The following is a 492-nucleotide window of genomic DNA, read 5'->3' as shown; positions in this document are numbered from 1 at the left end:
CTGGTGGCAGGACGAGGCCCGCGTCGGCCAGAAGAACACGGCGCCGCGGCGCTGGGCGCGCAAGGGCAGCCGGCCCGCAGCCCCAAAGGATCAGCGCACAGCTTCCGCCTACATCTTCGGGGCGATCTGCCCCGAGAAGGGCAAGGGCGCCGGCCTCGTCCTGCCCCGCTGCGCCACGCCGGCCATGAACGCGCATCTGACCGAAATCAGCCGCGCCGTCGATCCCGGCGCGCACGCCGTCCTGATCCTCGACGGCGCCGGCTGGCATGTTGCCGCCGATCTCGTCGTGCCCGACAACATCACCTTACTGACGCTGCCCGCGCATGCGCCCGAACTCAACCCGGTCGAGAATGTCTGGCAGTTCCTGCGCGAGAACTGGCTCGGCGACCGGATCTTCGACTCCTATGAGGACATCCTCGATCAGTGCTGCGACGCCTGGAACAAGCTCGTCGCACAGCCCTGGACAATCATGTCCCTCGGACTGCGCCAGTG

The 492-nt window shown here is 68.1% G+C and carries 1 protein-coding gene; it reads left to right on the top strand.

The annotated features are described in order from the left end of the window. Positions 1–492, top strand: a 492-nt coding sequence (locus tag C1631_RS25445; RefSeq protein WP_109714486.1) for an IS630 family transposase, incomplete at both ends; no start/stop codon positions are given.

Origin of the sequence: Chryseobacterium phosphatilyticum, assembly GCF_002899825.2 — a bacterium.
Classification (GTDB): Bacteria; Bacteroidota; Bacteroidia; order Flavobacteriales; family Weeksellaceae; genus Chryseobacterium; species Chryseobacterium phosphatilyticum.
Note: the sequence above shows the minus strand (reverse complement) of the source record. Positions and strands in the feature narration are given on the sequence as shown.